3 pseudogenes are annotated in these 1,362 nt (G+C 74.5%); 1 reads left to right on the top strand and 2 read right to left on the bottom strand.

The window, feature by feature from the left end:
• Together ACPC54_RS42040 and ACPC54_RS42045 are read right to left on the bottom strand one after the other, a co-directional pair.
• Positions 1 to 330 (bottom strand): annotated as a pseudogene (locus ACPC54_RS42040) (hypothetical protein); the annotation flags it as partial.
• Positions 323 to 834 (bottom strand): annotated as a pseudogene (locus ACPC54_RS42045) (SigE family RNA polymerase sigma factor). The pseudogenes ACPC54_RS42040 and ACPC54_RS42045, both read right to left, overlap by 8 nt.
• A gap of 252 nt (positions 835 to 1,086) precedes the next feature.
• On the opposite strand from ACPC54_RS42045, the pseudogene ACPC54_RS42050 reads away from it, so the two are divergent.
• Positions 1,087 to 1,362, top strand: a pseudogene (locus tag ACPC54_RS42050) (hypothetical protein); the annotation flags it as partial.

Genomic DNA, 1,362 nt, shown 5'->3' on the forward strand with positions numbered 1-1,362 from the left:
GTCCCCGGCGTCGATCGGGGAGGTCGTCGTGCTGGTGACGGTGGGAACGGCCGGGGGCTGGGGCGAAGCCGGCACGGAGGGGGCGTCCGTGGTGGCTGCTCCTTGTTGTGGTCCCGGTGAGGGCTGTGGTTCCGGTGAGTGCAGCACGGACGGGAGAGCCAGGCACAGGACTGCTGCGGTGCAGGCCGCGGTCGCGCCCAGGGCGTGCCGGCGGTGACGGCGCCGGTCGGCGCGTCGGCGGATCTCCGCAGCGGGCAGGGTCGGTGCGGGCAGCTGCGTGCCGAGCAGCCGCAGCCGGTCGGCGAGGGCGTCGTGGATGGGGTCAGACACGGAGCTTTCCTTCTTCGCCGGTCGGGGTGTGGTCAGCGAGTCTGGCCGCGAGCGCGGTCCGGCCGCGGGCGAGGCGGCTCTTGACGGCGCTGACGCCGGCGCCGGTCTCGGCCGCGACCTGCTCGACGGAGAGATCGCACATGTGGTGCAGGACCAGGGCGTCTCGCTGAGCCGCAGGCAGGTCGCGGAGCGCGGTGACCAGCATCAGGTGCTCCTCGGCGGGCGGCTCGACGGTGGGTGGTTCCCGGCGGAGGTGGCGCCCTGCCAGTGCAGGCCCCGGGCGAGACGCCGCCAGCGGGAGTGGGCCAGCCGCCGGGCCGTGGTCCGGATCCATGCCTCCGGGGCTTCGCCCGGGTCGAAGGTGCTCCTACGGTCCCACGCGCGGATGAAGGCCTCCTGGACCACGTCCTGTGCTTCGGACCAGTTGCCGGTCAGCGCGTAGAGCTGCCCGGTCAGGCGGGAGAAGGACGCCGCGTAGAACGCGTCGAACTCCTGTGGCGTCATCAAGGGCCTCTCTTCCGGGGCTGTCCGTCAGGTCGCGGCACAGTCGATGCACGAGGAAGCACGCCCCGCCCGCGGCGGTGGAGCCGGGCGTCCGGGGCGGAGCCTCCCGCCCTGTACGCGCGAGCGCGGCCCCGGGGTTGCGCCGAGGGCCTATGACCTGGATCACGTGTGCGGGGTGCGACCTGCCGGGCGTGGGGAGGCGTACAGGGGTGCTGGCGTCAACCGGACGCCCGCCGGAAGAGACACGGATTCATGCGCATCCGCCCGATCGTGCTCATCGCCGCCACCGCCGCCGCCGCAGCCATCGCGACGGCGGGGGGAATGGCCACCGCCGCAACCGGCACTCCCACGGCCACTCCCACGGCCCACGGCAAGCCGTCCGGTACGCCCAACGCCACGGCCCACGAGGCCGGCTCGGCCGGCGCCTCGGCGGCCGCCGGCAGCGGCCCGACCGCCGGCCGTGTGACTGCCTCCCCGGCCGTTCCCACCGTCACCAGCACGACGACCTCCCCGATCGACGCCGGGGAT

The sequence above is a fragment of the Kitasatospora sp. NPDC094028 genome, assembly GCF_049543595.1.
GTDB lineage: Bacteria > Actinomycetota > Actinomycetes > Streptomycetales > Streptomycetaceae > Kitasatospora.